This window comes from Acinetobacter sp. WU_MDCI_Abxc222, assembly GCF_025514755.1.
In the GTDB taxonomy this organism is placed as follows: Bacteria; Pseudomonadota; Gammaproteobacteria; order Pseudomonadales; family Moraxellaceae; genus Acinetobacter; species Acinetobacter geminorum.
The window spans coordinates 83,820-108,458 of sequence record NZ_JAHPVG010000008.1 but is presented as its reverse complement, the minus strand read 5'-3'; the positions used below and the strand labels follow the sequence as shown (position 1 = coordinate 108,458).

Annotated in this window: 25 protein-coding genes and 1 pseudogene; 8 read left to right on the top strand and 18 right to left on the bottom strand. The window is 38.8% G+C overall.

Annotation, left to right across the window (positions count from 1 at the left end; all coding sequences use genetic code 11):
- Positions 1 to 10: 10 nt before the first annotated feature.
- Positions 11 to 1,528, bottom strand: coding sequence for a CoA-acylating methylmalonate-semialdehyde dehydrogenase (locus tag KTJ10_RS13260; protein ID WP_044425017.1), 1,518 nt, complete (start codon positions 1,526 to 1,528; stop codon positions 11 to 13).
- A 166-nt stretch (positions 1,529 to 1,694) separates the two neighbouring features.
- On the opposite strand from KTJ10_RS13260, the gene KTJ10_RS13255 reads away from it, so the two are divergent.
- A complete protein-coding gene (locus tag KTJ10_RS13255; protein WP_005071920.1) occupies positions 1,695 to 2,576 on the top strand; it encodes a LysR family transcriptional regulator in 882 nt (293 codons plus the stop codon).
- A 57-nt stretch (positions 2,577 to 2,633) separates the two neighbouring features.
- Here the strand turns inward: KTJ10_RS13255 and KTJ10_RS13250 are convergent, their stop codons facing one another.
- The 5 genes from KTJ10_RS13250 to KTJ10_RS13230 all read right to left on the bottom strand — a co-directional run bounded on the left by KTJ10_RS13250 (position 2,634) and on the right by KTJ10_RS13230 (position 8,799).
- Positions 2,634 to 4,067: an amino acid permease gene (locus KTJ10_RS13250; RefSeq protein WP_410468416.1), complete on the bottom strand. Its 1,434-nt coding sequence runs from the start codon at positions 4,065 to 4,067 to the stop codon at positions 2,634 to 2,636.
- Between the two features lie 370 nt (positions 4,068 to 4,437).
- The gene (locus tag KTJ10_RS13245; RefSeq protein WP_262442187.1) at positions 4,438 to 5,877 is read right to left on the bottom strand and encodes an amino acid permease; all 1,440 of its coding nucleotides are present in this window, start codon (positions 5,875 to 5,877) and stop codon (positions 4,438 to 4,440) included.
- Between the two features lie 162 nt (positions 5,878 to 6,039).
- Positions 6,040 to 6,399: a RidA family protein gene (locus KTJ10_RS13240; protein WP_005037543.1), complete on the bottom strand. Its 360-nt coding sequence runs from the start codon at positions 6,397 to 6,399 to the stop codon at positions 6,040 to 6,042.
- Between the two features lie 10 nt (positions 6,400 to 6,409).
- Positions 6,410 to 7,513 (bottom strand): alanine racemase, encoded by a 1,104-nt coding sequence (gene alr, locus KTJ10_RS13235; protein WP_262442186.1) that lies wholly within the window; start codon positions 7,511 to 7,513, stop codon positions 6,410 to 6,412.
- Positions 7,514 to 7,533: 20 nt separating this feature from the next.
- Positions 7,534 to 8,799 carry a D-amino acid dehydrogenase gene (locus tag KTJ10_RS13230; RefSeq protein ID WP_025464200.1) on the bottom strand — a complete coding sequence of 422 codons (1,266 nt, stop codon included), beginning with the start codon at positions 8,797 to 8,799 and terminating at the stop codon, positions 7,534 to 7,536.
- Between the two features lie 136 nt (positions 8,800 to 8,935).
- Between KTJ10_RS13230 and KTJ10_RS13225 the strand changes: the two genes are divergently transcribed.
- On the top strand, positions 8,936 to 9,403 hold the full coding sequence (locus KTJ10_RS13225) for an Lrp/AsnC ligand binding domain-containing protein (RefSeq protein WP_005804788.1): 468 nt from the start codon (positions 8,936 to 8,938) through the stop codon (positions 9,401 to 9,403).
- 41 nt (positions 9,404 to 9,444) lie between these two features.
- Here KTJ10_RS13225 and KTJ10_RS13220 read toward each other — a convergent pair whose 3' ends face one another.
- On the bottom strand, positions 9,445 to 10,590 hold the full coding sequence (locus KTJ10_RS13220) for a DUF1624 domain-containing protein (RefSeq protein ID WP_086376391.1): 1,146 nt from the start codon (positions 10,588 to 10,590) through the stop codon (positions 9,445 to 9,447).
- A gap of 75 nt (positions 10,591 to 10,665) precedes the next feature.
- Here KTJ10_RS13220 and KTJ10_RS13215 point away from each other — a divergent pair, with 75 nt between their 5' ends.
- Positions 10,666 to 12,756, top strand: coding sequence for a TonB-dependent receptor (locus KTJ10_RS13215; protein ID WP_262442185.1), 2,091 nt, complete (start codon positions 10,666 to 10,668; stop codon positions 12,754 to 12,756).
- Positions 12,757 to 12,801: 45 nt separating this feature from the next.
- Here the strand turns inward: KTJ10_RS13215 and KTJ10_RS13210 are convergent, their stop codons facing one another.
- The 8 genes from KTJ10_RS13210 to KTJ10_RS13175 all read right to left on the bottom strand — a co-directional run bounded on the left by KTJ10_RS13210 (position 12,802) and on the right by KTJ10_RS13175 (position 18,960).
- The gene (locus KTJ10_RS13210; RefSeq protein ID WP_151283528.1) at positions 12,802 to 13,179 is read right to left on the bottom strand and encodes a nuclear transport factor 2 family protein; all 378 of its coding nucleotides are present in this window, start codon (positions 13,177 to 13,179) and stop codon (positions 12,802 to 12,804) included.
- A gap of 28 nt (positions 13,180 to 13,207) precedes the next feature.
- Positions 13,208 to 13,585 (bottom strand): ribonuclease E inhibitor RraB, encoded by a 378-nt coding sequence (locus tag KTJ10_RS13205; protein WP_069035888.1) that lies wholly within the window; start codon positions 13,583 to 13,585, stop codon positions 13,208 to 13,210.
- Positions 13,586 to 13,712: 127 nt separating this feature from the next.
- Positions 13,713 to 14,378, bottom strand: a complete 666-nt coding sequence (locus KTJ10_RS13200; protein ID WP_151283529.1) for an RluA family pseudouridine synthase — start codon at positions 14,376 to 14,378, stop codon at positions 13,713 to 13,715.
- 111 nt (positions 14,379 to 14,489) lie between these two features.
- The gene (locus tag KTJ10_RS13195) at positions 14,490 to 15,191 is read right to left on the bottom strand and encodes a DUF1003 domain-containing protein (RefSeq protein WP_151283530.1); all 702 of its coding nucleotides are present in this window, start codon (positions 15,189 to 15,191) and stop codon (positions 14,490 to 14,492) included.
- A gap of 77 nt (positions 15,192 to 15,268) precedes the next feature.
- Positions 15,269 to 15,772, bottom strand: a complete 504-nt coding sequence (locus tag KTJ10_RS13190; protein WP_262442184.1) for a DUF2867 domain-containing protein — start codon at positions 15,770 to 15,772, stop codon at positions 15,269 to 15,271.
- Positions 15,773 to 16,259: 487 nt separating this feature from the next.
- Positions 16,260 to 17,459, bottom strand: a complete 1,200-nt coding sequence (locus tag KTJ10_RS13185) for an MFS transporter (protein ID WP_262442183.1) — start codon at positions 17,457 to 17,459, stop codon at positions 16,260 to 16,262.
- A gap of 200 nt (positions 17,460 to 17,659) precedes the next feature.
- A complete protein-coding gene (locus KTJ10_RS13180) occupies positions 17,660 to 18,244 on the bottom strand; it encodes a TetR/AcrR family transcriptional regulator (protein ID WP_199993141.1) in 585 nt (194 codons plus the stop codon).
- 128 nt (positions 18,245 to 18,372) lie between these two features.
- Positions 18,373 to 18,960, bottom strand: a complete 588-nt coding sequence (locus tag KTJ10_RS13175) for a TetR family transcriptional regulator (RefSeq protein WP_199978287.1) — start codon at positions 18,958 to 18,960, stop codon at positions 18,373 to 18,375.
- Between the two features lie 80 nt (positions 18,961 to 19,040).
- On the opposite strand from KTJ10_RS13175, the gene KTJ10_RS13170 reads away from it, so the two are divergent.
- From KTJ10_RS13170 to KTJ10_RS13150, 5 genes are all read left to right on the top strand, one after another.
- Complete coding sequence (locus KTJ10_RS13170; protein ID WP_199978288.1) at positions 19,041 to 19,742, top strand: SDR family NAD(P)-dependent oxidoreductase; 702 nt, start codon at positions 19,041 to 19,043, stop codon at positions 19,740 to 19,742.
- A gap of 109 nt (positions 19,743 to 19,851) precedes the next feature.
- Positions 19,852 to 20,469 carry an FMN-dependent NADH-azoreductase gene (locus KTJ10_RS13165; RefSeq protein ID WP_199978289.1) on the top strand — a complete coding sequence of 206 codons (618 nt, stop codon included), beginning with the start codon at positions 19,852 to 19,854 and terminating at the stop codon, positions 20,467 to 20,469.
- Positions 20,470 to 20,552: 83 nt separating this feature from the next.
- On the top strand, positions 20,553 to 21,230 hold the full coding sequence (locus KTJ10_RS13160; RefSeq protein ID WP_199978290.1) for an AAA family ATPase: 678 nt from the start codon (positions 20,553 to 20,555) through the stop codon (positions 21,228 to 21,230).
- A 55-nt stretch (positions 21,231 to 21,285) separates the two neighbouring features.
- The gene (locus KTJ10_RS13155) at positions 21,286 to 22,179 is read left to right on the top strand and encodes an AvrD family protein (protein WP_199993140.1); all 894 of its coding nucleotides are present in this window, start codon (positions 21,286 to 21,288) and stop codon (positions 22,177 to 22,179) included.
- Positions 22,180 to 22,184: 5 nt separating this feature from the next.
- Complete coding sequence (locus KTJ10_RS13150; protein ID WP_262442182.1) at positions 22,185 to 23,252, top strand: zinc-binding alcohol dehydrogenase family protein; 1,068 nt, start codon at positions 22,185 to 22,187, stop codon at positions 23,250 to 23,252.
- 78 nt (positions 23,253 to 23,330) lie between these two features.
- Here KTJ10_RS13150 and KTJ10_RS13145 read toward each other — a convergent pair whose 3' ends face one another.
- The 3 genes and pseudogenes from KTJ10_RS13145 to KTJ10_RS13135 all read right to left on the bottom strand — a co-directional run bounded on the left by KTJ10_RS13145 (position 23,331) and on the right by KTJ10_RS13135 (position 24,638).
- Positions 23,331 to 23,807, bottom strand: coding sequence for a hypothetical protein (locus tag KTJ10_RS13145; RefSeq protein WP_262442181.1), 477 nt, complete (start codon positions 23,805 to 23,807; stop codon positions 23,331 to 23,333).
- Positions 23,808 to 23,852: 45 nt separating this feature from the next.
- Positions 23,853 to 24,275, bottom strand: coding sequence for a hypothetical protein (locus tag KTJ10_RS13140; protein WP_086266254.1), 423 nt, complete (start codon positions 24,273 to 24,275; stop codon positions 23,853 to 23,855).
- A pseudogene (locus KTJ10_RS13135) lies at positions 24,229 to 24,638 on the bottom strand (hypothetical protein). Before KTJ10_RS13135 ends, KTJ10_RS13140 begins: the two are co-directional and overlap by 47 nt.
- Position 24,639 lies beyond the last annotated feature (1 nt).

The following is a 24,639-nucleotide window of genomic DNA, read 5'->3' as shown; positions in this document are numbered from 1 at the left end:
CGTGATCCCCTTAACGTAAACTAATGGTTGTATTTACACCGCCAACTTCATGGCTATCTTCAAACCAGCGACTGGTAATGGTTTTAGTTTGAGTGTAGAACTGCACAGCTTGTTTGCCATATGGTCCCAAATCACCCAGTTTTGAACCTCTTGAACCCGTAAAACTAAAGAAAGGCACTGGCACAGGAATTGGAATATTGATACCGACTTGTCCAATATCAATTAAGTTTTGGAAAGTACGTGCGATCGCACCGCTTTGTGTAAATAGACCTACACCGTTACCAAATGGGTTGGCGTTGATAAGCGCAATCGCTTCCTCAAGGGTATCTACACAAATAATCGAAAGAACTGGACCAAAGATTTCTTCTTTATAAATACGCATGTCGGTATTTACGCCACTAAAAATCGTCGCGCCGACAAAGTTACCCGATTCATAGCCTTGTACTTGAACATCACGACCATCGAGTAGCAACTCTGCACCTTGCTCAACACCGCTATTAATTAAGTCCAGCACTCGCGCTTTAGCACGTTTTGAAATGACTGGGCCAATGTCAGTATTTGGTTCATGGCCTGCATTTACTTTTAAGGTTTTGGCTTTTTCGACTAACTCTTGAATCCACTGTTTACTGTCACCGACCATGACTGCAACAGACAATGCCATACAACGTTGCCCTGCTGCACCAAACGCTGCGCCCACTAGAGCATTTAAAGTTTGCTCTTTATTGGCATCAGGCATCACAACCACATGGTTTTTTGCACCCATCATCGACTGCACACGTTTGCCATGTTGTCCTGCAAGGTTATAAACATGAGTGCCGACTGCAGTTGAACCTACAAATGAAATCGCTTTAATGTCTTTATGGGTACACAAACGGTCAACCACTTCTTTGCCACCATGTACAACGTTGAGTACGCCTGCTGGAATACCTGCTTGAATGGCAAGTTCAACCAGCATCATGGTTGATAACGGGTCTTGTTCTGATGGTTTTAAAACAAATGTATTGCCGCACACGATTGCCATTGGGAACATCCAAAGTGGAATCATGGCTGGGAAATTAAACGGCGTAATACCCGCACAAACACCCAAAGGTTGTTGCAAGGTATACGTGTCTACACCACGCGCGACACCTTCAACATATTCACCCATTTGCAAAGTACCAACTGAACAGGCATGTTCAACGACTTCTAAACCACGTTGAATATCACCTTCTGCATCTGCCAAGGTTTTGCCTTGTTCCGCCGTTAGTACTTGCGCAATTTCTTTCATGTTGGCACGAATTAAGTCTTGTAGCTTGAGCATGATGCGCATGCGTGCCTGAATTGGGGTCTGACGCCAAGAAGCAAAAGCATCTTGTGCAGCTTGAATAGCAGCGTCAACTTCTTTAACCGTTGCAAATGGTACACGACCAATCACTTCCTGTGTTGCAGGGTTAATAATGTCTTGCCATTCTTGTGTTTCAGATTCGATAAAATTTCCGTTAATGAGTAATTTAGCGGTTTCCAATTCGATTTTTTGGATTGTGTTCATAACCTCTCCGTAGGCCATATTTTTATTGTGTTCAATTATTAGAAAATACTTTTTGATCGTATTTTCTTTATTTCAGTTTCAATTGAGACTAGCAAAGAAAACTTTGACCACCAACGGAAATTCATGCACGATTGTTGTGCAAATATGCACAAGGATGACAACAAAAATGAAAGTGGATTGGGATCATCTACATTTTTTTCTGGTTTTAGCTCGGACTAAAACTTTGACCAACGCTGCGCGGATTATTGGTGTCGAACACAGTACAGTGGCTAGACGGATTCAGGCCCTAGAACTTGCTTTGGGTACAACGCTGTTTAAGCGTGAAGCGACAGGTTATGAGCTAACACTCGAAGGGATGGCACTGGTTCCTCGAGTTGAGCAAATGGAACAAGCTTTCTTACAAATTGAAAAACCACACCAACCTTTGCAAGGTCGTGTGCGAATTGGCACACCTGAAGGTTTTGGTACTGCTTTTTTAGCTCGGTTATTGGCTGAGTTCTCGATTCAATATCCACTGCTCACCATCGACCTAATTCCAGTGCCAAAAATGATTAAGCTTTCACACCGTGAGGCAGATATTGTTGTGTCAATTGATCGTCCTACGTCTGGCCCTTACATCATTACGCGATTATCAGATTATTGTTTAAAAATTTATGGTAGCAAAAACTATCTGGCCCAAAACCCGCCTATCCGAGCCTTAGAAGATTTAACCCAACATCGCTTTGTGAATTATATTGATGATCTGGTGTATAGCCCTGAGTTGTACTGTTTAGAACGACTCCCTCTAAAGCTGAATGCCAACTTCCGTAGCAGCAGTATTTTGGCCCAACAAATTGCGGTGAGTGCTGGCGCAGGACTTGCGATTTTGCCCAAGTTTTTGGCAGATGATAAACCGGAACTTGAAGAAGTGTTAGAGCAACAAGTTCGCTTTACCCACACGTTTTGGATGCTGACCTTTGTTGATTTACAACATGAACCGCGCATTAAACTCGTCTGGGATTATCTACGTAAACAAGCCGATAAATATCAACATTTGTTGGTTGATTAGAGAGTGTAAATAAAAAAGCCAATCATGATTGATTGGCTTTTTTGAAATTATTAATAATTAATCAAAAGTTTCTTGGCCTAGTTTTTTCATGCGTGGTTTATAAAACACATGATAGCTAACGCCTAAAACAACTAGCCATAATGGACTAACATAGAGTGCTTTCAAAGTATCTGGCTCTAGTGCCAAAATCACCAAAGTAAACAAGAAGAATGCAATGACCACATACGCCATCAACACCCCGCCCGGCATTTTAAAGGTCGATTTAGCATGTAACTCCGGACTCAACTTACGGTAACGTAAATAGCATGCCATGATCAGAAGCCATACACTAATAAAGAGAATCACACAGAGTGAACTTGCCAAAGTAAATGCTTCCATCGTGTTTGGAACAAAGTACTGAAGCACTGCCCCACCCATAATGAAAATACATGAGAAGATTAAACCATTTGAAGGTACGGCACGTTTTGATAAACGCCCCAATGCACTCGGCGCCTGCCCATCTTTCGATAAACCGAACAGCATACGACTGGTTGAAAACACACCGCTGTTCATTGAAGACATCACTGAAGACAGTACGACCAAGTTCATAATGATGGCTGAAATAGGAATACCTGCATTTAGGAACAACTCAACAAACGGACTTTTGTCTGCACGAATGTGATCCCAAGGTGTTACTGACATCACCACAAAGAGTGCCAACACATAGAACAGAATAATACGTACAGGAATCGCGTTAATTGCTTTGGGTAAATTCTTCTTTGGATCTTTCGTTTCAGCGGCTGTTGTACCAATCAGCTCAACACCAATAAAGGCAAATACGGCGATCTGGAAACCTGCCAAAAATCCGCTTACACCTTTTGGAAATATGCCACCATGCGACCACACGTTACTTACACTTACAACCTCACCATGCGGAGCTTGAAAATGAGTAAGGATCATGTAGCCACCTACTCCGATTAGGCCAATAATGGCTAAAATCTTAATGAGTGCGAACCAAAATTCAACTTCACCAAACAACTTCACCGTAAGAAGGTTAAGCCCTAAAATGAATAGTACACAGCCTGCACTAATCATGGCCTGTTGCATTGGTGAGAAACTGGCGCCTTCGGGCAGCCAGAAACTTAAATAGTTAATGACCGCAGACAAATCAGCAATACCGACCAGTACCCAGCCTAACCAATAAGTCCAGCCTATATAATAGCCAGCCCATGGGCCAATCAAGTCATAAGCCATATCGACAAATGATTTGTAATGTAAGTTGGCAAGCAGTAGTTCACCCAATGCACGCATCAGAAAAAAGAACATGCCACCAATTAACATGTAGATAACGAGAATTGAAGGACCTGCGAGGGAGATGGTTTTGCCCGAGCCCATAAATAGGCCGGTTCCAATTGCACCGCCAATTGCAATCATTTGTAGATGGCGATTATTTAATTTCCGTTGTAAATGATCAGGGGAGCCTGCCTCATCAGAATGATGAACCATTGTCATATTAGAAGTCCTTTTTATATTTTGCTTAACTTAAATCAGCAACCTATAGGGAGAAAAACGAACCGTATATCGTGGGTTGCTGAGTCTATACCTCAGGACAAGATGTTCAAGTATATTTTTTCCTTAATTGATAAATCGTTTGTCCTGATTTTTTTAAGTCACATTATTTATGTACTGCCTTCACGGCAATTTTAATTAATCAATCTGGGTTTCCAGATTAGCCGAAGTGTAGCATGTGATCCTGCTATATGTACTTTTCCAATACCCTCCAAACTGCTCTATTGATCCAAAAATAAACAATATTATTCCGATAAAAAATCTAATAAAAATAAAAAAAGCCAATCATGATTGATTGGCTTTTTAATAAAACTTAATGATCGTTGACGAGTTCACGTCCTAGTTTTTTCATACGTGGTTTATACAACACATGATAGGTAACACCTAAAATAACTAGCCATACTGGACTGACATATAAAGCTTTCAATGTATCTGGCTCTAATGCCAAGATAACTAAAGTGAAAAGCATGAATGCCAAAACAATATAACTCATCCAAACACCACCTGGCATTTTAAATGTTGATTTTTCATGTAATTCAGGACGCAATTTACGGTAGCGTAAATAGCACACCATGATGAGACTCCAGACACTAATGAATAGAATCACACAAAGTGAACTTGCCAAAGTAAATGCCTCCATTGTGTTTGGAACAAAGTACTGAAGTACCGCTCCGCCCATGATAAACGTACAAGAGAAAATCAAACCATTTGAAGGAACTGCGCGTTTTGATAAGCGTCCAAATGCACCGGGTGCCTGACCATCTTTTGATAAACCAAACAACATACGGCTGGTTGAAAACACGCCGCTGTTCATTGAAGACATGACAGAAGATAGCACCACCAAATTCATGATGATCGCAGAAACCGGAATACCCGCATTTAAGAACAACTCAACAAACGGGCTCTTATCTGCACGAATGTGATCCCAAGGGGTTACCGACATCACAATAAACAGTGCCAACACATAGAATAAAATAATACGTACCGGAATCGCATTAATCGCTTTCGGTAAGTTCTTCTGTGGATCTTTGGTTTCAGCGGCTGTTGTACCTACAAGTTCCACCCCGACAAAAGCAAATACAGCAATCTGGAATCCTGCCAAGAAGCCTTCTGTACCTTTCGGGAATAAACCGCCATGTGACCAGACATTACTAATGCTTGCAACAGCGCCTTGAGGAGCTTGGAAATGGCTGAAAATCATGTAGCCACCCACTCCGATCAGGCCAATAATCGCCAAGATCTTAATGAGAGCAAACCAGAATTCGATTTCACCAAATAGGCGTACTGTCAGTAGGTTAAGGCCCATCACAAACAACACACAGCCTGCACTAATCATGGCTTGCTGTATCGGAGAGAAGCTTGCACCATCGGGTAGCCAGAAACCTAAATAGTTAATGACCGCTGAAAGGTCCGCAATACCCACCAGCACCCAACCTAACCAATAAGTCCAGCCCAAATAATAACCAGCCCAAGGACCAATCAGGTCATGAGCCATATCAACAAAAGATTTGTAATGCAGATTTGCAAGGAGCAACTCGCCCATTGCACGCATTAAGAAAAAGAACATTCCTCCAATAATCATATAGATCAAAAGAATTGAAGGACCTGCGAGGGAGATGGTTTTGCCCGAACCCATAAACAGGCCGGTTCCAATTGCACCGCCAATAGCAATCAGTTGTAAATGACGGTTAGACAGTTTTCGTTGCAGATGATCAGGAGAATTTTCCGTATCTGAATGACGAGCCGTTGTCATATTAAAATTCCTTTTTGAATTCCTTTGTTAAGATCAGCAACCTATGGCGAAAATCGAACCGTATGCTATAGGTCACTGAATCTGTTCACCAAAAAATGACTGGATAAACCGTATCTATCTTCCTTCTGTTAGATACATCATCATTTTTGGAGTAAAAACGAATTACTTTTGTGCTGCCGTCACGGCAATTTCAATTAACCAATCTGGATTGACCAAATCGGCCTGAATTGTGGCACGCGATGGAGCAACACACCCTTTTAACCAGTCAACCCAAATTGCATTTACGGTTGAAAAGTCAGAAAGATTTTTCAAATAGAGCTGTGCAGAGAGCAAGCGAGATTTGTCGGTATCGGCTAATGCCAAAAGTTCATCAATCGTTGCAAGAATTTCACGAGTTTGGCCTGCCACGTCTTGCTCGGTATTTTTAGGTACCTGACCTGACAGATAAACGACTTTGTTAAAAACAGTCACGGCGCTCATGACTTCGTTAGTGTTAATCTTTTGTATATCTGAATTAGACATTCGGATTTCCTTATACCTGATTAATAAATTGAACACGGGCGGTGACAGCACACATCAGTTCATATCCCACCGTACCGGATGAAACAGCGACATCATCAATAGGTAAAACGACGCCTGTACTTGATTGGCCCCAAAGCACGACTTCACTGCCGACTTTGGCACTTTCAATACCTGTTAAATCGACTGCCAACATATCCATGCTGACGCGACCAATTGTACGAGTGCGGACTGAGTCCACTAAAACAGGCGTACCTGTTGGTGAAATACGTTGATAACCATCAGCATAGCCGCAAGCAACAATCCCAATCGTTATGGGTTGCTCTGCGACAAAGTTTGAGCCATAACCTACGCTTTCATTCGGTTCTAAATGCTGAACTGAAATAATTTCGCTGCGTAAGCTCATGGTCGGTTGTAAGCCCCAGTCCGCAATACTATGGGTCGGGTAATCTGGCGAGCTGCCATAGAGCATAATGCCGCTACGGGCATAATCTGATTTGAGCTGATCTTGATAGCGCAAAATTGCCGCACTATTACTTACCGATCTTTCGCCCGGTAAATCCTTAACAATTTCTTCAAATGCAGTGATTTGATAATCAATGCCCTGCTGACCGAAACGATCGCCATCTGCATCTGAAAAATGCATCATGTGCGTAATCTTGGACACGTTCGCCAAGTTATTTAAACGTTCCCAAGCCTGAACATAGTGCTGAGGTTTAAAACCAAGGCGGTTCATACCACTGTTCATTTTTAGGCAAACATCAAATTGAGCTGGGTAAGGATGCTTTTCTACCCACTCGATTTGCGCTTCACTATGAATGGTGAAACTGAGTTGATACTGCACACAATCGAATAAGTCTTGAGGAGAGAAAATTCCTTCGAGCAATAAAATTGGACCTGTCCAGCCTAAAGCGCGAATTCGTTTTGCTTCATCAAGATCAAGTAAGGCAAAGCCATCTGCTGCTTTAAATGCTTCATAAACACGTTCAATTCCGTGTCCATAAGCATTGGCTTTTACAACGGCAAAGACCTTACTGTTTGGCATAGCCTTGCGTACCACCGCCAAGTTATTTTGTAAGGCTTGACGGTGGATGACTGCGGTAATAGGACGAGGCATGATTACTTTCCTAACGTCCGTTATGCAGCATGCGCGTGTGAATAACGCTGAATTGAAAGGCCATCGGTACTGATATCAGTCTTGTGATTCAATACGATGTCACTGATTAATTTTCCTGAACCACATGCCATTGTCCAGCCTAGAGTACCGTGACCTGTATTCAAGAACAGATTTTTAAAGCGAGTCGCTCCAATAATTGGTGTACTGTCTGGTGTCATTGGACGTAAACCAGTCCAGAAAGACGCCTGTGCCATATCACCGCCCGGGAACAAATCCTGAGTCACCATTTGCAATGTTGCACGGCGGTCTTCATTCAGGCCTAAGTTAAAGCCACTTAACTCTGCCATTCCACCTACACGAATACGTTGGTCAAAACGAGTAATCGCAATTTTGTAGGTTTCATCAAGCACTGTAGATTGCGGAGCAAAAGCAGGGTCAACAATTGGAATCGTCAACGAATAACCTTTCACAGGATATACAGGTAACTGTAGATCAAGTGGTTTCAAGAAATCACGTGAATAGCTACCAAACGCTAGGACATAACGATCTGCGGTTAAGACCTTACCATTGACCAAAACACCCTTAATTTCATCACCTTCAACAATCAACTTTTCTACGTTCTGGTTGAACTGGAAGTTAACGCCCAACTCTTTAGCAATTTGAGCTAAAGCATTGGTAAATAAATAACAGTCACCTGTCTCGTCATTTGGTAAGTGTAAACCACCAACCAGTTTATCTTGCGCATTTGCCAAAGCTGGTTCTACACGACCAAGTTCGTTGCCATTTAATAATTCGTAGCTTACGCCGCATTCTTGTAGCACGCTAATGTCGCGTTGAACCGCTTCCATTTGAGCTTCTTTACGGAATAACTGCAAAGTACCTTTAGCACGGTTTTCGTAATTAATGCCTGTATCTTTTCTAAGTTCACGTAAGCAATCACGGCTGTATTCAGCCACGCGCATCATACGTTCTTTGTTAACAGCATAACTTTGTGGATTACAATTTTTTAGCATTTGAGCCATCCACTGTAACTGCCACATGCTGCCATCTAAATTAATCGCAAGCGGTGCATGGTGTTGAAACATCCATTTCACGGCTTTAAAAGGAATTCCTGGTGCTGCCCAAGGGGTAGAATACCCAGGCGAAATTTGACCTGCATTACCAAAGCTTGTTTCTTCAGCAGGACCTGACTGGCGATCGAGAACAGTAACCTCAGCTCCTTGTTGAGCTAGATAATAGGCACTTGCCACTCCAATAACGCCGCTACCTAAAACAATTACGCGCATTTCCATTCCCTCACGCACACCAGTTTATTTAACTAGTATATTTCTGCTTCAATAGTTTATTTCACTGTTTTTCAGGCTATAATCTAGGTAAATTTATGTTTTTCTCACGAGAATTTTAAAAAAAGAGGAAATATCTATGCGCCCCTTAGATCGTATAGATCGCATGATTCTGGATATTTTGCAGCGCGAAGGACGAATTGCGATTAGTGAATTGGCATCGAGAGTTAACCTGTCGACCACCCCCTGTTCGGAGCGTGTAAAACGCCTAGAACGCGATGGCATTATCATGGGTTATTACGCTCGGTTAAACCCAGCCTTTGTGGACCGTAACCTGCTTGTCTTTTTAGAAATTAAGTTATCTGCCAAATCTGGCGATGTGTTTGATCAGGTAGCCAGAGACTTAGTCGAAATTCCTGAAGTGCTTGAATGTCACCTTATTTCAGGCGAATTTGACTACCTCGTAAAAGCGCGTTTAAAAGAAATGAGTGCATATCGTCGCTTATTAGGAGATCTACTAAAGAAACTCCCCGCTTCAGCATCGTCACACAGTTATGTGGTTATGGAAGAAGTCAAAGAAACTCTATATCTAGATGTAAGCAAGTAAAGCGAGCATTAATTGAAATCGCTTTACTCACCTTTTGGAAATTAGAAATATTTTAAAATCGAAATATGTTTATTTTGATGTTTGAACTTCGAGAACCACTTAACTGCTGGATAGAGCGCAAAAGACAACACAATCGTGATTAACCACAGCATCCACACATGATTGACCGACAAATAGTTTCCGTAGTTAGCTCCCCACACACTGAGCGCAAACACATACATCAGTTTCAACACATATAAATGCAGTAAGTAAAAGAACATAGGCACCGAGCCAAACACCACCAAGGGTTTTAGAAATGAATATTGCTGCATACGCTCAAAAGCCACCAGCACAATCAAGCCAATTCCAATATTCAGCAAAATAAATAATAAAGACGGCGGATACTTGGTGAGATTAAAAAAGCTCATGAGACTCAGTTGTAATGACTCAAAATGTTGCCACGGCTGGTCGCCATAGACGTTGATAAAACGCAGTAAAACAAACAATCCAATACTTACTAAACCAAGGCTGAGTAAAGTGCGGCTTCTTTGCTTTGCTGAATATTTTGAACTAAAGAACTGACCTAACGCATAGCCCAATAAAATCACGCCAATCCAAGGTAAAACAGGATAGCTTGTGCGAAGCTTGATGCCTGCAATCTCAATCCAACCACGGTCATGTAAAACCAACCATATATTCTGTAGGATGCCTTGTGAGAAGTGCACTGAATCTAGCAAGTTGTGCCCAAAAACAATAACTAAACCTGCGCCCGCAAGAACAGGCAAAGGCAAACTTACACAGCACGCTAGCACCACCATGCTAATACCAATCGCCCAGATCACCTGTAAATAAATGACTTCGGGTGGAAAAGTTGCTGTCCATGCAAAATTCACAAGCGTAAGCTCTAATACAATTAAAAATAAGCCACGTTTTAATAGAAAGGCACGCGTTTGTTGTAAGTCCTGTTTTTTTGATTGAAATAAAAACGCAGAAATACCCGTTAAAAGTACAAAAACCGGAGCGCAAATATGTGCCAATAATCGACTGCCAAATAATGCTGGTTCTGTTACTGTTACGTCCATTGGATCGGTAACCTGTTTATGTAAATAGAAAGTTTCTCTTACATGGTCGAGCAACATAATGATGATCACCAAACCACGCAATGCATCAATCGACTGTAAACGTTCAATATTTTTTTCTATAGACATAGCAGTAATCAACAAAATAATGTAACGTTATACTATTACATTTAATTCCTTTTGTCTTTTTATGGCTGATTATTTATGCGACACAAATTAGGATTGTTGTCTTCGTTAGGTCTATCATTTATATCGACACTCACTTGGGGAGAGGAAACGTCAACGGTACTTGAGACCATACGTGTTCAGGCTGAAAGTACCCGAGAAGATGTGAGCCAAAATAGCTCGGCAACTAAATTTACTCACGATGTTTTAGATGTCCCTTTTAACCGTGCTTATCTTTCTAAACAAATAATGGAACAGCAAGACGTGCAACGGATTGATGATGCATTAAGCTTAGTGAGCGGGGTTTTTCATCAAAACAGTTTCGGTGGTGGCTTTTGGGATAATTACTCTTTCCGCGGTTTTAGTACCGATCCCAATTTAGGTGCGGCTATGATCCGTAACGGTTTGAGTGTTAACCGAGGAATTAGCGCTCCAAAAGATGTAGTGAATATTGAATCTTTAGAGTTTTTAAAAGGACCGATGGCGGCGCTATATGGTCGCGGCGAAACAGGTGGTTTGCTTAACCTCAACAGTAAAAAACCACAGTGGGAAAGCGAAAGTGAACTTAACTTACGTGCCAATACCCAAGAACAATATCGCATAAGTCTGGAGCATACTGCCCCTATTAACGATGAACTGGCCTATCGTTTAGCAGTGGCTCACGAAGATAATCAAAGCTTCCGTGATCATGTCAGCAGTGAACGCTGGTTCTTTTCACCGCAGCTCACATGGAAAATTTCAGACCAGACACAACTCGACTTTGACAGTGAATTTACAGAGCACAAAGGAACCTTTGATCGTGGGGTAAGCACAGTCAATCACCAGTTTGTGATGGACCCGAAAACATTTACAGGTGAACCTGACGACGGCGATTTGAAAATAAAAGATTACTTTTACCAATTACGTCTGAGTCACGAGTTTAACCCTGACTGGAAGCTAAATAGTGCAGTCAGCTATAAAGACGCCAAAATGGTCGGTTTTGCAACCGAACCACGGCGTATGCAAGCCGATGGACGTACTTTAGAGCGTCAACGTCGCTATCGTGATTATAAGAGTGAAGATGTGCTCGCTCAGACAGAATTACTTGGCAAGATTGATACCTCATGGGCTCGCCATGAAATTTTGCTTTCAACCGAGCTTGGTCAACTCGACTATAAACAAAACCAGCTTCGTCGTAATCACAGTGCTGGCATGCCTAACACAATTGATATTTACCAACCCGAATATGGCAAATATTTACCAAACCTAGCACCGTTTACCAACACCAAAGAGCAACAGCGTTACTTTGCACTCAATATTCAAGATCAGATCTTTTTCAATGATCAATGGAGTGTTCTATTTGGCAACCGTTTTGATCAGGTCGAACAAGACTTTAAAAATCACCTCACTCAGACCAAAAGCAACCAGACACTTCATCAAAATAGTCCACGTTTCGGAGTAAACTTTAAAGCCTCTGACCAATGGGCTTTTTATACGAACTATGGCCGCTCATTTGCCATGAACAGCGGTATGAACCGAAATGGTCAAACTTTTGCTCCTGAAAAAGGAGAAAGCTATGAAGTCGGCACCAAATATAAAATAAACGACCAAAGTGTGCTGAGTCTCGCTCTGTTTAAAATGAAAAAACAGAATGTACTGACAACCGACCCAATCGACAGTAATTTTCAAACCGCAGCAGGTGAAGTGAGTAGTAAGGGGATTGAGTTTGACTTAAATAGCCAAATCAATGACCGCTGGTTCGTCAATGCTAACTATAGTTATACTGATGCTCAAATTGAAAAAGACCAAGACTTGGCAAAAGGCGCTCGTCTGAGCAATGTTCCAAAACACCAAGGCTCAGTAAGCACCAATTATGAGTTTCTACAAGAAGGTCCACGAAAAGCAGGTGTAGGTGCCAACCTCACCTATGTCGGTGAACGCAGCGGGCATAATCTAGATAATGGATTTAATTTACCAAACTATACGCTGGTCAATTTAAATAGCTACTATGCCCCATCTGATCGTTTACGTTATCAACTGAACGTAAATAATCTGTTTGATAAAACCTACTATGTTTCAAGCTATAGCGACTTATGGGTTCAACCAGGTGAACCCCTGAACGCCTCAATTTCGGCACAGTGGAAATTTTAATTCATACATAAATAAAAAAGCCCGAATTATTTTCGGGCTTTTTTATTAGAACATACCATTTTCATTGACGAGCGGGTCGGGCTGTACTTGCCCAATATCCCAAAACTCAGCAATTTTACCCTTTTCAAAACGGCAAATATGAACCACAGCCAAGGTGGTTAACCCATTCATCTGCATTTCAAGTTTTGAATGCACTGCAACCAAATCGCCCTCTTCAATGACATGTTGAACATCAAAGACTTTGTTAGGCGTTTCAGCCGCGCTTTCACGCATCCCTTCCTTCAAAGAAATCGCATCACCCGCATAATAAGGATTGTGATGCTTGAAGTTTGGCGCGGTGTAATTGCTATAGGCTTCATCGACTTCACCAGCTGCGGCAAGCTCTAAAAACCGTACTGCAATTTGTTTTTGAGATAAGTTCATATTTATCTCCTACTTTTTATTTTAGACCTTACTGTAACAGATCTTCTTCGTCATCTTCCTCGAAGACATAGGCCATACAGCCCCATCCATCATATTCGCCCTGAAATTTCTCAGCGATACTGGCAAACCATTGTTCCAAGTCAACAATATCTGAATACTCAGGTTCCATGTTAACGAAGATGGTAATCACCCATTCATTTGGCTCAACAGAGTCATCTTGAAAAAGTGAAACTTTTTGTTCTTGGTAAAGCAAATAGAGTGCACATTGCTCTGCATTTTTCTGATCATGAAAAGCAATAGAAAATTCAATTTCATGCAGTTCGGTTAAATCATCCCCGTCTTCAGCCATTTGCCAAAGTACATTGCCGTTATCATCATCTGGAAATTGTTCGTAGTCACGAGTCATAAAGTGATCCTTGTTGTTGTTGCGGTATTAATATTATTCGACATCAAGAATACCCGACTTTTATTGCAGTTTGGGTATATATTCAGTTCCCAATTGCATCAAATTAATTTTTTTAATTATATAAATTTTAAAAAGGCACTTGTGACTCAATCACCACATCCGTTCCATTTAAGGGATGTTGGAAAGCCAGATAAGCAGCATGTAAAGCCATACGGCTTAAATGAAAACGTTTAGGCTCAGGGTGATACAACTTGTCGCCCATAATCGGATGTCCTATATGCATCATGTGCACACGTAACTGATGCGAACGTCCTGTTACTGGTTCAAGTAATACTCGACTTTGATCGTTCTTTTCATCATAGATGAGAGGTTGAAATAAGGTTTTGGCATGTTTGCCTAATTCAAAATGTACAATTTGTCTTGGGCGATTTTCCCAGTCGGTAATGAGCGGAACTTCAACGCTGCCCTCTTGTGCGACTTGGCCTTGCACCAAAGCAATATAATGTTTTTTGACTGTTCTGGCCTGAAACATTTTACTTACCGCAACTTCTGCATCACGATGTTTGGCAAACATGAGTAAGCCTGATGTCGCCATATCTAAACGATGCGTGACCTTTGCTAAAGGAAACTTTTCCAACACCCTTAAATAAGCGCTGTCATGATGCTCAGGTAAACGCCCCATCACCGACAACAAGCCCGCAGGTTTATCAACCACAATCAGATCATCGTCTTCAAATAAAATTGAAAGCGGATCTTGTGGCGGAGCGTAAACAAAATTGTCGTTTAAAGGCATGGTCGTAGAAGCAGCAATGGAGCATGGCGGCAAATCATAAAGAAATTTCGAACCTACCGCAAAATAATCTATAACGCTCTACTCATGTTCCACGTGAAACTCAGAAAATCTTTATCGTTTTTTATTCATTTCAGCTAAAAGATCAAGCTGAATTTCTTGAATATGCGCAAGCCTTTCCCATTGATGCGATAAAAGGTGGTCCATTTTTTCATGCAAATGGCGAATTTCAAGTTCAGCTTTTAAATTAATTTGATAATCATGTTGAGAACGTAAGCGGTCTTTGGCTTCTTGGCGGTTTTGGCTCATCATAATAATAGGTGCCTGAATTGCAGCTAAGCATGACAATACTAAATTCAGCAAAATAAAGGGATAAGGATCGACGGGACGGACTACCATCACTACCGTATTTAGAATAATCCAACCTGTCAAAAATAAAGCAAAGCAAATAAGAAAAGCCCAGCTACCACCAAATGTCGCAATCTTATCTGCTAACTTTTCTCCAAATGTCCAATTCTGATCAAAATCTGACTCTGTATTTCGACTAATCAGCTCATGGCGTTGCATACTACCAATCACTTCATTTTCTAAATTAGATAACTCACCCTTTTCTGAGCGTAACAGGGACTGCACATATTTAATTCGATAATCTGCCAGATCAGCCCGACAAATAAAACTTGAGTAACTCCAGTCTGGATGGTCTTTTAAAATTTCATCACTAATCACATTACGAATGACTTCACCAGATACTAGATCTTTTAATGGAAAATTCTTGCTGCAAACGGCACATTGCCGATTCTGGTTTTTATTCTCCATATTATCTAGCTCGCAATTGATAATAAGATTAGTATATAAACGATTTTAGTTGATCGCACCGTAAATAAAATAGTGTTCTAACCTAAAATCTGTAGAGTCGCTGGTACTATTTTTCGATGGGCAGGAATCACAGGCACCATATAAAGTCGTCCTAGCCAATTTTTAATATGTACCACTGTGGTTAGGGTAAGCTCTTTGGTCTTTTCATTCTTGTATATAGATAAAGTCACATTTAAATGCTTGTCATCGTCTCCAATCACTAATTCATTTTCTGTACGCTGCAACAAGGTAAAAATTCCAATTCGGTCGCCTGCGCCATACTCATTTTCTTTTTTATGAGTATCAATCTGCTTAAAGCCTCCTAAATCTTTAAGCCCAATCTTTGAAGTAATTTTATTACGCATATTCATGCTCCACTCTACCCACTGCGGAGTGTGCTGGAATAGCTTAATAAGTTGCTGAAATACATTTAGGTCGGGCTGACCAAGCACAATGCTCCACGAGTCGTGGAAGTAAGCATTATTCAATTGAGATGAGATTTGACTGTCGGTAGGTAAAGCAGAAAGATAAGGCTTATTCATAAATTATATTCTTGTAAAGTATCGTTTTTATTATAGAGAATTTTTTAGGGTGTCAAGGGAAAACATCTATGGTTTACTTCAACAATCATAACTTTGTAAGTTATAACCTTGTGCCTATAAACTTTTGATCTATAGCGTCCTAAGCCGAATCGAGACCTTTTGGGTGAGTACACACTAACGTTATACGTTTTGGTGCATGCTACTCTTTTCGATCCCTATCACACCCTTGAGATATAGTTTAGCCAGCACCCTGCGGGATTGTTTTTCTAAGAAAAGCGAATTTTTACTATTTTTGGGAATTTTTACGTCATTAGACAAATTTAAAAGAATTTATTTCCATTTAATTATAATTAGTTAAACTTAAATTCCACTTTGTTTGTATTTTTCGGTTTATTTTACCAAGTTATTAATTATTTTGAGTGACAGTACATCAAGCTATAAAAATTAAGTCACCCTTCACTTTTTAACCATGAAGGGCAAAAATCTTTTATGAAGAAATAAAACCATGTTTACGAGCATGGTAAACAGTACATAACGCAATCAGGGCAAAAACTAGCATAAACCACGGAAAAGAAGCTGCTCCAAAACTTTCAAGCAGTCCCCCACCTATCATTCCACCAAATGCGATAGCAAGGTTAAATACCGTGACCAACATCGACTGTGCTACATCTGCTTCATGTCCCGCAGTATTTGCCAGAGCTGTTTGTAATAGTGTTGGAGCCCCACCAAAAGTGACTCCCCAGAACCCAACACACGCCAGTACGATAAAACTTGAAGAACTATAAACACCTAATAGCGCTGTTGCGATTGCAAAGATAAATAAGCTTATAAGCGTTATTTTTCTTAATGAACGGTCGATAAACATGCCTGTAATGAGAATACCTACAATTGAAGAAATGCCGAATATAAACAGGATAGTCTCAACGTTGCATGGCTGCCCTGTTGAGGCCAAAAATGGTGAAATATAAGTATAAAGAATGCTATGAGCCAATATCCAAAGGAAGACGACTGCTAAAATAGCTCTAATGCCCGGCATTAAAAGAACTTTTAAAATGGGCAACTTTTTCTGTGCTGACTGCCCTGCAAAATCAGGAATACTAAAACGAATCCAGACAAATAAAATTAATGCCAGTAAAGACATGATCCAAAACACGCCACGCCACTCAAACAGCGTTCCCAACCATGCACCCAAAGGCACACCAATTGATAAAGCAATTGGCTGCCCAACCCCAGCAATTGCTAAAGCTCGTCCTTGATAAGATGTAGAGACCATACGTCTTACATAACCTGCTAAAAGCCCCCAAATAACACCTGCTGCCATCCCTGCAATAAAACGAGCAATTAAAGTCAGAATATAATCATTTGATAAGGCCGTAATTGCATTAAATAAAAGTAACCCTGCAATCGCACTGAGTAATAAGGGTCTCCGATTCCAACTACGGGTAAGGCTAATCAGCGGTATTGCCGCCAGAACCGAACCTAAGGCATATACTGCAATAAGCTGACCTGCGTAAGCTTCTGAAATATGTAAACCTTGACTAATTTGGGGCAAAAGCCCTGCTGGCATGGTTTCTGTCATAATGGTCAGAAAGCCTGCAACTGTAAAAGCCAACAATTTCCAAATTGGTAATTGAGTAGAGAATTCATTAGTTAGCTGATGAGATGTTCCATCACTCTTAATATTCATAAAGTTTTACGCTCACATTCTTTTACAGCGTACTTACTCTGCTCTGCATCGCTATAAGCTTGTTTTATAAGGTTAGTAGGGTAGGAAGGCATTTGTTCTCCATGTGAAGTAGAATCATTATTCTAGAATGATCATTCCAATTTAAGTTAAATAAAAACCCTAACTATCCAGCTCAACAATAGTTAAGGTTTAAATGAGTTTTATAAAACGTTTAAAGCAACCTCCACCACATCCATTAAACACTGCTTTCTTTGTTCATGAGGACTGCCTTTCCCTAAAACACGCAGACCTTGCATAGTATTTAGAAAGAAACTTGCTAACGCACGCGGGTTTTGATTAGAAGCAATTTCACCAGATTGTTGAGCTTTAATTAATAAATTTTCTAAAGCATGTTGTAGTTTCTGTAGATTACTTACAACGAATTGAGAGACATCTTCATCATGTCCAGCCAGTTCCAAACAAGCATTTGCAACGAGGCAGCCTTTGTGTTCTGAATCATTCAGCTCATCTTCGACCACATTTACCAGTAATTGTCGAATAAGTGCCTTCGGTGAACCGGAACCAGATAACAGCTTCACATTATTAAGTGTAGTTAAAAGTTCATAGCGCTGTAACGCTGTTTGATAAAGACCCTGTTTGTTTTGAAAGGTACTGTAAAGGCTACTTCTAGATAGCCCCGTACCGTCAACCAAGTCTTGAACTGAAGTTGCAGCATAACCACGGCGCCAAAAAACCTGCATTGCAGCATCAGCAATATCATCAGTTTCAAATTCTTTGGTTCGCATAAAACAGACCTAACAGGAACGATCATTCCAGTTAATTTATTATATGAAGATAAATAAGTCAAATTAAAAGTTATTTTAGGTGATTTATTTAGAATGTTTTTGATTAAGAACAATATTACTTATAAAAACTATTTCACCAGCAATCGTTTAGCTGATTCAATGATAATCGCTCTACGTTTTTCATGATTATCAGCATCTTCTACAGGGGTTAACATTCTGGCGACCTGTGGCAGCATAAACCAACTATTCGCAAGCGCTAAAATCAGGAAAGCCAAATAGCTCGCTTCAATTTCATTGGTCGCCCTACCTTCCTCTTGCTCTTTTTTAATTGCTTGAATTTTATAATTATAGTTTTCACGACGGCTACTTTCATTTGGTACTTCTTGTGAAGAATAAATCAATCCTTCCCAAAGTAATAAACGGCTAAGTTCAGGATGAGCACGATGATAGTCATAAGCACGGCCTGCGTACTCAGCAATATCTTCTTCTTCAAAGGATTTAAGCGGTACAGCTTTAGCAACTTTAATTAACTCATTACTTAAAACAACAGCAAATAGCTCTTTTTTGGGACCAAAATAATTGTAGACACGCTCTTTATTAACACCTGCAATCTTTGCAATTTTATCAATAGTCGTGCCATCAGGACCTTGCCGAGCAAATTCACCAACGGCCGCATCCAAAATCTTTTGTTTTGTCCCTACCGTATCCCAAGACATAATTTTTCCTCTTGCATATATTACAAAAAAATATTATAAGGTGTATCCAACCAATTAGTTGGATTTTTTGGAACTTCATAATGAACAACAATATTATAATTTTTGGTTATGGAACAGGAATTTCTAGAGCACTCGCATACCGTTTTGGTAAAGAGGGTTATACTGTTGGTTTAGTTGCACGAAATGCAGAAAAACTTCAACAGGCTACTCTAGAGCTTAACGCACATAATATTGAAGTCTATGCATTTTCAAGTGATTTAAGTGATATCGAAAATATCCCTGAGCTCATCAAAAAAATTAAAAATCAATTTGGAGAGATTAAAAATATTCACTGGAATGCTTTTCATGAAATTGAAGGAAATTTATTAGAAACAAATCCACTCGATTTAACCAAAAGTTTTCATATTCGAGTTTCAAGCTACATTGCAACAGTACAAGCTTGCTTAGATGATTTGAAAAAAAATCAAGGCAGTATCTTATCAACAAATGGTGTATTTGCACTTGATTCAGTTGGCATAGACTTAGTCGCAAAAGAATACTCATCTTTAGCAATTGCTGCTGCCGCACAATATAAAACAACAAATTTGCTTGCCCATAGCCTAGCAGACTCAGATGTTTACGTGAGTCAAGTCGTTGTAAATGGCTTTGTAGATGGAACTCCTGGGTCAGAAGATAAAGCATATACGGTACACCCAGAAACTATTGCAGAGCAGTTCTGGTATTTGCAACAACATAAGAAAGAAACCACAGTACTGTGCGGTAAAACTATTAAAGTCGCTTGAAGCTAAAATTTCATAATTTATAAATTCATTATGAATAACATATTTAATAAATTTAAAATAATTTATTAAATAACAATATCTTAACAACATCTCTAATATAGAGGATATTATGAAAGTACTTCATATCAACTCATCAACTCGTGGTGAAAATAGTCAATCATTACTTATTGCTGAACAAGTAATTGCTAAACTTAAAGCTAAGCATAGTGATTTAGTTGTAGATGAGTTTAATCTTTTTGAAGATGACCTCCCTGCGTTTGATAAAAATGCTGTTGGTGCAAAAATGGCATTGTTTACAGGACAAGAGTCAAACTCTAAAGAAAAAGAAGCGTGGACAAAAATCAAAGAGGTTTATGACCGTTTTGCATCTGCCGACATCTATGTATTTAACGTACCTCTTTGGAACAACAATATTCCTTACATCCTAAAACAGTTGATTGACGTTGTAACACAACCAGGCTGGTCTTTTGGCTTTGATCCAAACACTGGATATACAGGTTTGTTAAATGGCAAAAAAGCATATTTAGTGATTGCAAGTGGTGTTTACTACGAAGGTATTTCTAATAACTTTGGTTCGGACTTTGCAACACCTTACTTAAATGACTGGTTGAAGTTTATTGGTGTAACCGATATTGAAAATATCCGAATTTCTCCAACTGTATTAAATACAGACTATGAAAAAACAAAAAATGAAGTTATTAGCGATGTTGAGAAACTAATCGCTTAATTACAAAAAAAGAGGTTTATTAATTTTTTAATAAACCTCAGCAACTTAACTTAATAATAAATTCTGAGAAGAAGGTAATAATAATGCGTATTGGCTTAACTGGAACATATTCATCCGGTAAAACTTTAACCTCTTTAATCATTAGTGATTATTTAAATCTCCCTCGTACAGAAGCAAGAACAATGCGTGAAATCTTACCGCATGCAGCACCAGGTAAAACACTTGAAGAAGTAAGCTCTCCCGAACTCATTCAAATGATTATTACCAGACACATGGATCGTGTAGTTCATGAATATAAACATAAAGAACGCTTTATTTCAGATGGTTGTTCTTTGCAAGAATGGATTTATGGAAGTGTTCGCGTTAAATATGGTATGAATCCAAATCAGTCCGTTCACTTAAAACAAGGTGAAAGTGTCTCTAAAACTACCGAACTTGCCTATTTCGAAAGCATCATGAGCGAGTTGGGTAAAGTATTCAAACGCCATGTAAAAGAATCATTTGATGCATTCATTCATTTACCCAATGAACTTCCATTAGCAAAAGATGGTCACCGACCAGTGAATGAACTTTTCCGTTCAGCTTCAGATGAACTTTTAAAAGAAACATTTGATGAGTTGGGCATCCAGTATCACATTGTTGGTGGTAGCTTAGAAGAACGCGCAAATAGTATTTCAGATATTTTAAAAATTAAACCCGTGAAATCAATCGAGGAATCTATTGCTGCGGCTAATGAAAAATATAAAACTTTAATTATGTAATCTTCGTCTTAAACAATAACAACCATTCAACATCCAATTACTATAGAGGTGTGAAGTGAACCTATCATTTTTCAAAGAAGTTGATGAATTTTTAGGTGATAAAAATACGCGCTATTTTGGCGCAGGCTATATTAACAGTGCTCATGATATCTATAATTTTCAATATGAGCCTGAAGATTTAGAAACTATAAAATTCAACTGCTTAGGCAAAGTTGTTTTACCTCAAACCTGGTCGATCAAAAATAATAGGAGTCAAAAACCACATTTAAGTACGATTGATATTATTGAGCTTTCACTACTCACATTTGATCAACTTATTCAGGCTATTCACAATCGTACGATTTGTTATAAAAAACTGATCCATAAGATGGTGATCCGTGCAGGTAAAAGCCCAATTGAATCTGACTTTGATAAAATCGAGATTAGTGGAACTATGGGGCAATCAGGCCATGGTACCAATGTAATGAATCTTAATATCTCAAATATGAGTATTGAGATTCTTTATAAAAACGACGCAAATAAAATGGAACCTAGTGAATTTGGAGAATACCTCAAAACCCCACTAGAAATTAACGATGTCATGATAAATGTAGATGAACTTAAAGCCTCTGCATTGGTCATTAATAAACGAATTTTAAATGAGCATATTGAACCATGGTCAACATCTTGTTTATTTTCAGTCGGTTTACAGCTTGGTCAGATTTTACTATATCAATTAGATTCAATCAGTCGAGCTGAAAGTAATACCTTATGGATGAAAAAGACAGAAATCCACTTTCTCTCAGATCGACCAAATATGGATGCCTCTCACCCTATCTTTACTCGTTTAGATAATGTAAGACGCTATAAAGCAGGCGACCATGATTGGAGAAAAGCCGATATCTATTCAATTCTAGGTAATACAAAAATTATTTGTAGCGTTACTCATCAACTACCCCATACTTCTTAACCCCTATGAATAGCAAAATAAATTATGCAGTTGCTATTTGTGAACCATTAGAACTTGAGCATCCAGATTCATTTCTGGATGTTCAAATTCCTTACCCACAAGCACTGCCACACGATGTTATTGTCAAAGTTCAAGCAATCTCTATTAACCCTGCCGATACACGTGCTAGACGCAGAAAAACTAAAGACGACCAAACTACAGTTTTAGGATGGGATGTTGTTGGAACTATTGCCGAAATTGGTCAACAAGTCTCTGAAAAATTTAAAATCGGAGATGTAGTCTATTATGCTGGTGATATTAGCCGCTCTGGAGGTAATTGTACTTACCATGCAATTGACTCAAGATTGATTGCTCATGCGCCTGCCAGTATTTCTATAGAAGATGCAGCGGCTCTTCCGTTAGTATCATTAACTGCATGGGAAGCACTAGTTGAAAGATTATCACTTCAGATTAACTCTGTTCATCCAAACAGCCTACTTCAAAATACCAATAAATCGGCATCTTTATTGGTGATTGGAGGTGCTGGTGGTGTAGGCTCAATGGCAATTCAACTTGCTAAACTTGTACCACAGTTAACCGTTATCGCCACTGCTTCACGGCAAGAAACGAGTAACTGGTGTAGACAATTAGGTGCCGATCATATCGTAGATCATACTCAAGACATTCCAACTCAATTAGCCAAATTGGGTTACTCTGAGGTCGACTATGTCTTGATCTGTAACTCACCAGATTCATATTTTAATATTCTGCCAAGTATTACTAAGCCATTTGGAAAAATTTGTAATATTGTGCCTTTTTCTCATTCTCAAGATTTCAATCTATTGATGAAAAAAAGCCTGTCATTCCATTGGGAACTTATGTTTACACGCTCTAGTTTTCAAACTACAGATATGGCAAAACAATCTGAAATTTTAGATCATATTGCAAAGTTAATTGATCAAAATATTATTATTTCACCACGATTTACATCGCTACATCCTATTAACGCTGAAAAAATTAAGCAAGCACACCAGTTGGTTGAATCTAATAAGACAATTGGCAAGATTGTAGTGGTTAATGAAAAGTCCAATTAAGTAAAAGTAGAATAAGCGTAATAAATTACGCTTATTCTACTTTTTAAAATTTATCCTTTTTGGCATAAAATTATTTAATTATTTTTCATACTCTGAAGGATCAATTTTGTATTTTTTAAATAAAATAGAGCGTACAGAGTCTTTTATACGTTCATCATATTTAATAATTAAATAAATATCTTTTTTAGTCAGAGGAATTTCTTTTAGTAAATCAGGCAAGTCCTTCGACCTTATTCCACTGACTTCACTAGGTTGTTTCAAGATATCTGGATCTTGTTTTTCAAATTTAAAATCTACACCTTGCAAATTAAAATAAACCATAACTCTTCGATTTAAAGAATCACTATCATCATATAAAACAGTACCTTGTGGTAGAATATAATATTCTAGCAAAGTGCTGTTTTTCGAATATTTACCTTCAAACGAATATATCTTTAAAGGTTTTTCTAAAACATGAGTTTCGGGTGTTTTTGTACGATTCCAGAAGTAATAATTTAATAAGGACTGAACGATAAAAAGTAAAATTAATATGGTAATTAATAAATTCTTTTTCATACTTATCTCTTATTTAAACTAAATAAAATCACATGATTAAATATCTTATTCATTTACAATAAATTCATAGGTCTTATCTAACTTCCCATCCCCACTAGCATAAAAACCCGCATATATATGAATCGTAAAAGTTCCCTTATATTTTGGAACTCCAGAAATTTTTAAATTGTTATAAGCATCTGCTTCATTTTGATCTATTGGTTCAATAGAGATATTCATATCACTTGGAAAATTATCTTTTACTTCAAAAGACTGTGGTATCACTCTACCACCTGATATGTTTAATTGCTGATTATATGCCTTACCTACATAGGCTACTGGAAGTCTTTCAGGCTCAATTGTATATTCGTGACCACACCCTGCCATAAGTAACAAGGGAATACCTAAAGTTATCAAGTCAAGTTTCAGATTTTTAAACAAATTATTTTTCTTCCCATACAATTGGAAATTTTTCTGATTTAGAGACATTACCAATCATTGCAGAGAAAATTGCTTGGCATTCTAAATTAATTTTTTTAAGTGAACTGATATCTATAGGCTCACAGCTTCTATTATCATTATTTGAGCAAAATTCTACAGATACATCAATTTTGTTATTTTCAATCTTATCTATATAAGCATCCACCATTTGATTATTATTAGCAGTATTTTTGCAAACAATTTTTTTTGATGAAGATTCTTTTATTTTATTTAAAACTTCCTTATCTTCAATTTTCATAGCAAAGTTTAATTTTTCATTACTTTTCCTAGTATGTTCTATTGTGAAATTTGAAGTTTTTTCACTACATCCACTTAAAAAATTAGCCCTAATAGGTAAAGAAATTTCTTCATT

Bases quoted from the DNA above. Each gene is read 5' to 3' on its own strand.
- KTJ10_RS13255 (WP_005071920.1), top strand. From the start codon at position 1,695: ATGAAAGTGGATTGGGATCATCTACATTTTTTTCTGGTTTTAGCTCGG.
- KTJ10_RS13185 (WP_262442183.1), bottom strand. From the start codon at position 17,459: ATGAATATTAAGAGTGATGGAACATCTCATCAGCTAACTAATGAATTC.
- KTJ10_RS13160 (WP_199978290.1), top strand. From the start codon at position 20,553: ATGCGTATTGGCTTAACTGGAACATATTCATCCGGTAAAACTTTAACC.
- KTJ10_RS13170 (WP_199978288.1), top strand. From the start codon at position 19,041: ATGAACAACAATATTATAATTTTTGGTTATGGAACAGGAATTTCTAGA.
- KTJ10_RS13225 (WP_005804788.1), top strand. From the start codon at position 8,936: ATGCGCCCCTTAGATCGTATAGATCGCATGATTCTGGATATTTTGCAG.
- KTJ10_RS13205 (WP_069035888.1), bottom strand. From the start codon at position 13,585: ATGACTCGTGACTACGAACAATTTCCAGATGATGATAACGGCAATGTA.
- KTJ10_RS13165 (WP_199978289.1), top strand. From the start codon at position 19,852: ATGAAAGTACTTCATATCAACTCATCAACTCGTGGTGAAAATAGTCAA.
- KTJ10_RS13210 (WP_151283528.1), bottom strand. From the start codon at position 13,179: ATGAACTTATCTCAAAAACAAATTGCAGTACGGTTTTTAGAGCTTGCC.
- KTJ10_RS13175 (WP_199978287.1), bottom strand. From the start codon at position 18,960: ATGTCTTGGGATACGGTAGGGACAAAACAAAAGATTTTGGATGCGGCC.
- KTJ10_RS13200 (WP_151283529.1), bottom strand. From the start codon at position 14,378: ATGCCTTTAAACGACAATTTTGTTTACGCTCCGCCACAAGATCCGCTT.
- KTJ10_RS13180 (WP_199993141.1), bottom strand. From the start codon at position 18,244: ATGCGAACCAAAGAATTTGAAACTGATGATATTGCTGATGCTGCAATG.
- KTJ10_RS13250 (WP_410468416.1), bottom strand. From the start codon at position 4,067: ATGACAATGGTTCATCATTCTGATGAGGCAGGCTCCCCTGATCATTTA.
- KTJ10_RS13230 (WP_025464200.1), bottom strand. From the start codon at position 8,799: ATGCGCGTAATTGTTTTAGGTAGCGGCGTTATTGGAGTGGCAAGTGCC.
- alr (WP_262442186.1), bottom strand. From the start codon at position 7,513: ATGCCTCGTCCTATTACCGCAGTCATCCACCGTCAAGCCTTACAAAAT.
- KTJ10_RS13150 (WP_262442182.1), top strand. From the start codon at position 22,185: ATGAATAGCAAAATAAATTATGCAGTTGCTATTTGTGAACCATTAGAA.
- KTJ10_RS13215 (WP_262442185.1), top strand. From the start codon at position 10,666: ATGCGACACAAATTAGGATTGTTGTCTTCGTTAGGTCTATCATTTATA.
- KTJ10_RS13260 (WP_044425017.1), bottom strand. From the start codon at position 1,528: ATGAACACAATCCAAAAAATCGAATTGGAAACCGCTAAATTACTCATT.
- KTJ10_RS13145 (WP_262442181.1), bottom strand. From the start codon at position 23,807: ATGAAAAAGAATTTATTAATTACCATATTAATTTTACTTTTTATCGTT.
- KTJ10_RS13240 (WP_005037543.1), bottom strand. From the start codon at position 6,399: ATGTCTAATTCAGATATACAAAAGATTAACACTAACGAAGTCATGAGC.
- KTJ10_RS13195 (WP_151283530.1), bottom strand. From the start codon at position 15,191: ATGGAGAATAAAAACCAGAATCGGCAATGTGCCGTTTGCAGCAAGAAT.
- KTJ10_RS13190 (WP_262442184.1), bottom strand. From the start codon at position 15,772: ATGAATAAGCCTTATCTTTCTGCTTTACCTACCGACAGTCAAATCTCA.
- KTJ10_RS13220 (WP_086376391.1), bottom strand. From the start codon at position 10,590: ATGTCTATAGAAAAAAATATTGAACGTTTACAGTCGATTGATGCATTG.
- KTJ10_RS13245 (WP_262442187.1), bottom strand. From the start codon at position 5,877: ATGACAACGGCTCGTCATTCAGATACGGAAAATTCTCCTGATCATCTG.
- KTJ10_RS13140 (WP_086266254.1), bottom strand. From the start codon at position 24,275: ATGTCTCTAAATCAGAAAAATTTCCAATTGTATGGGAAGAAAAATAAT.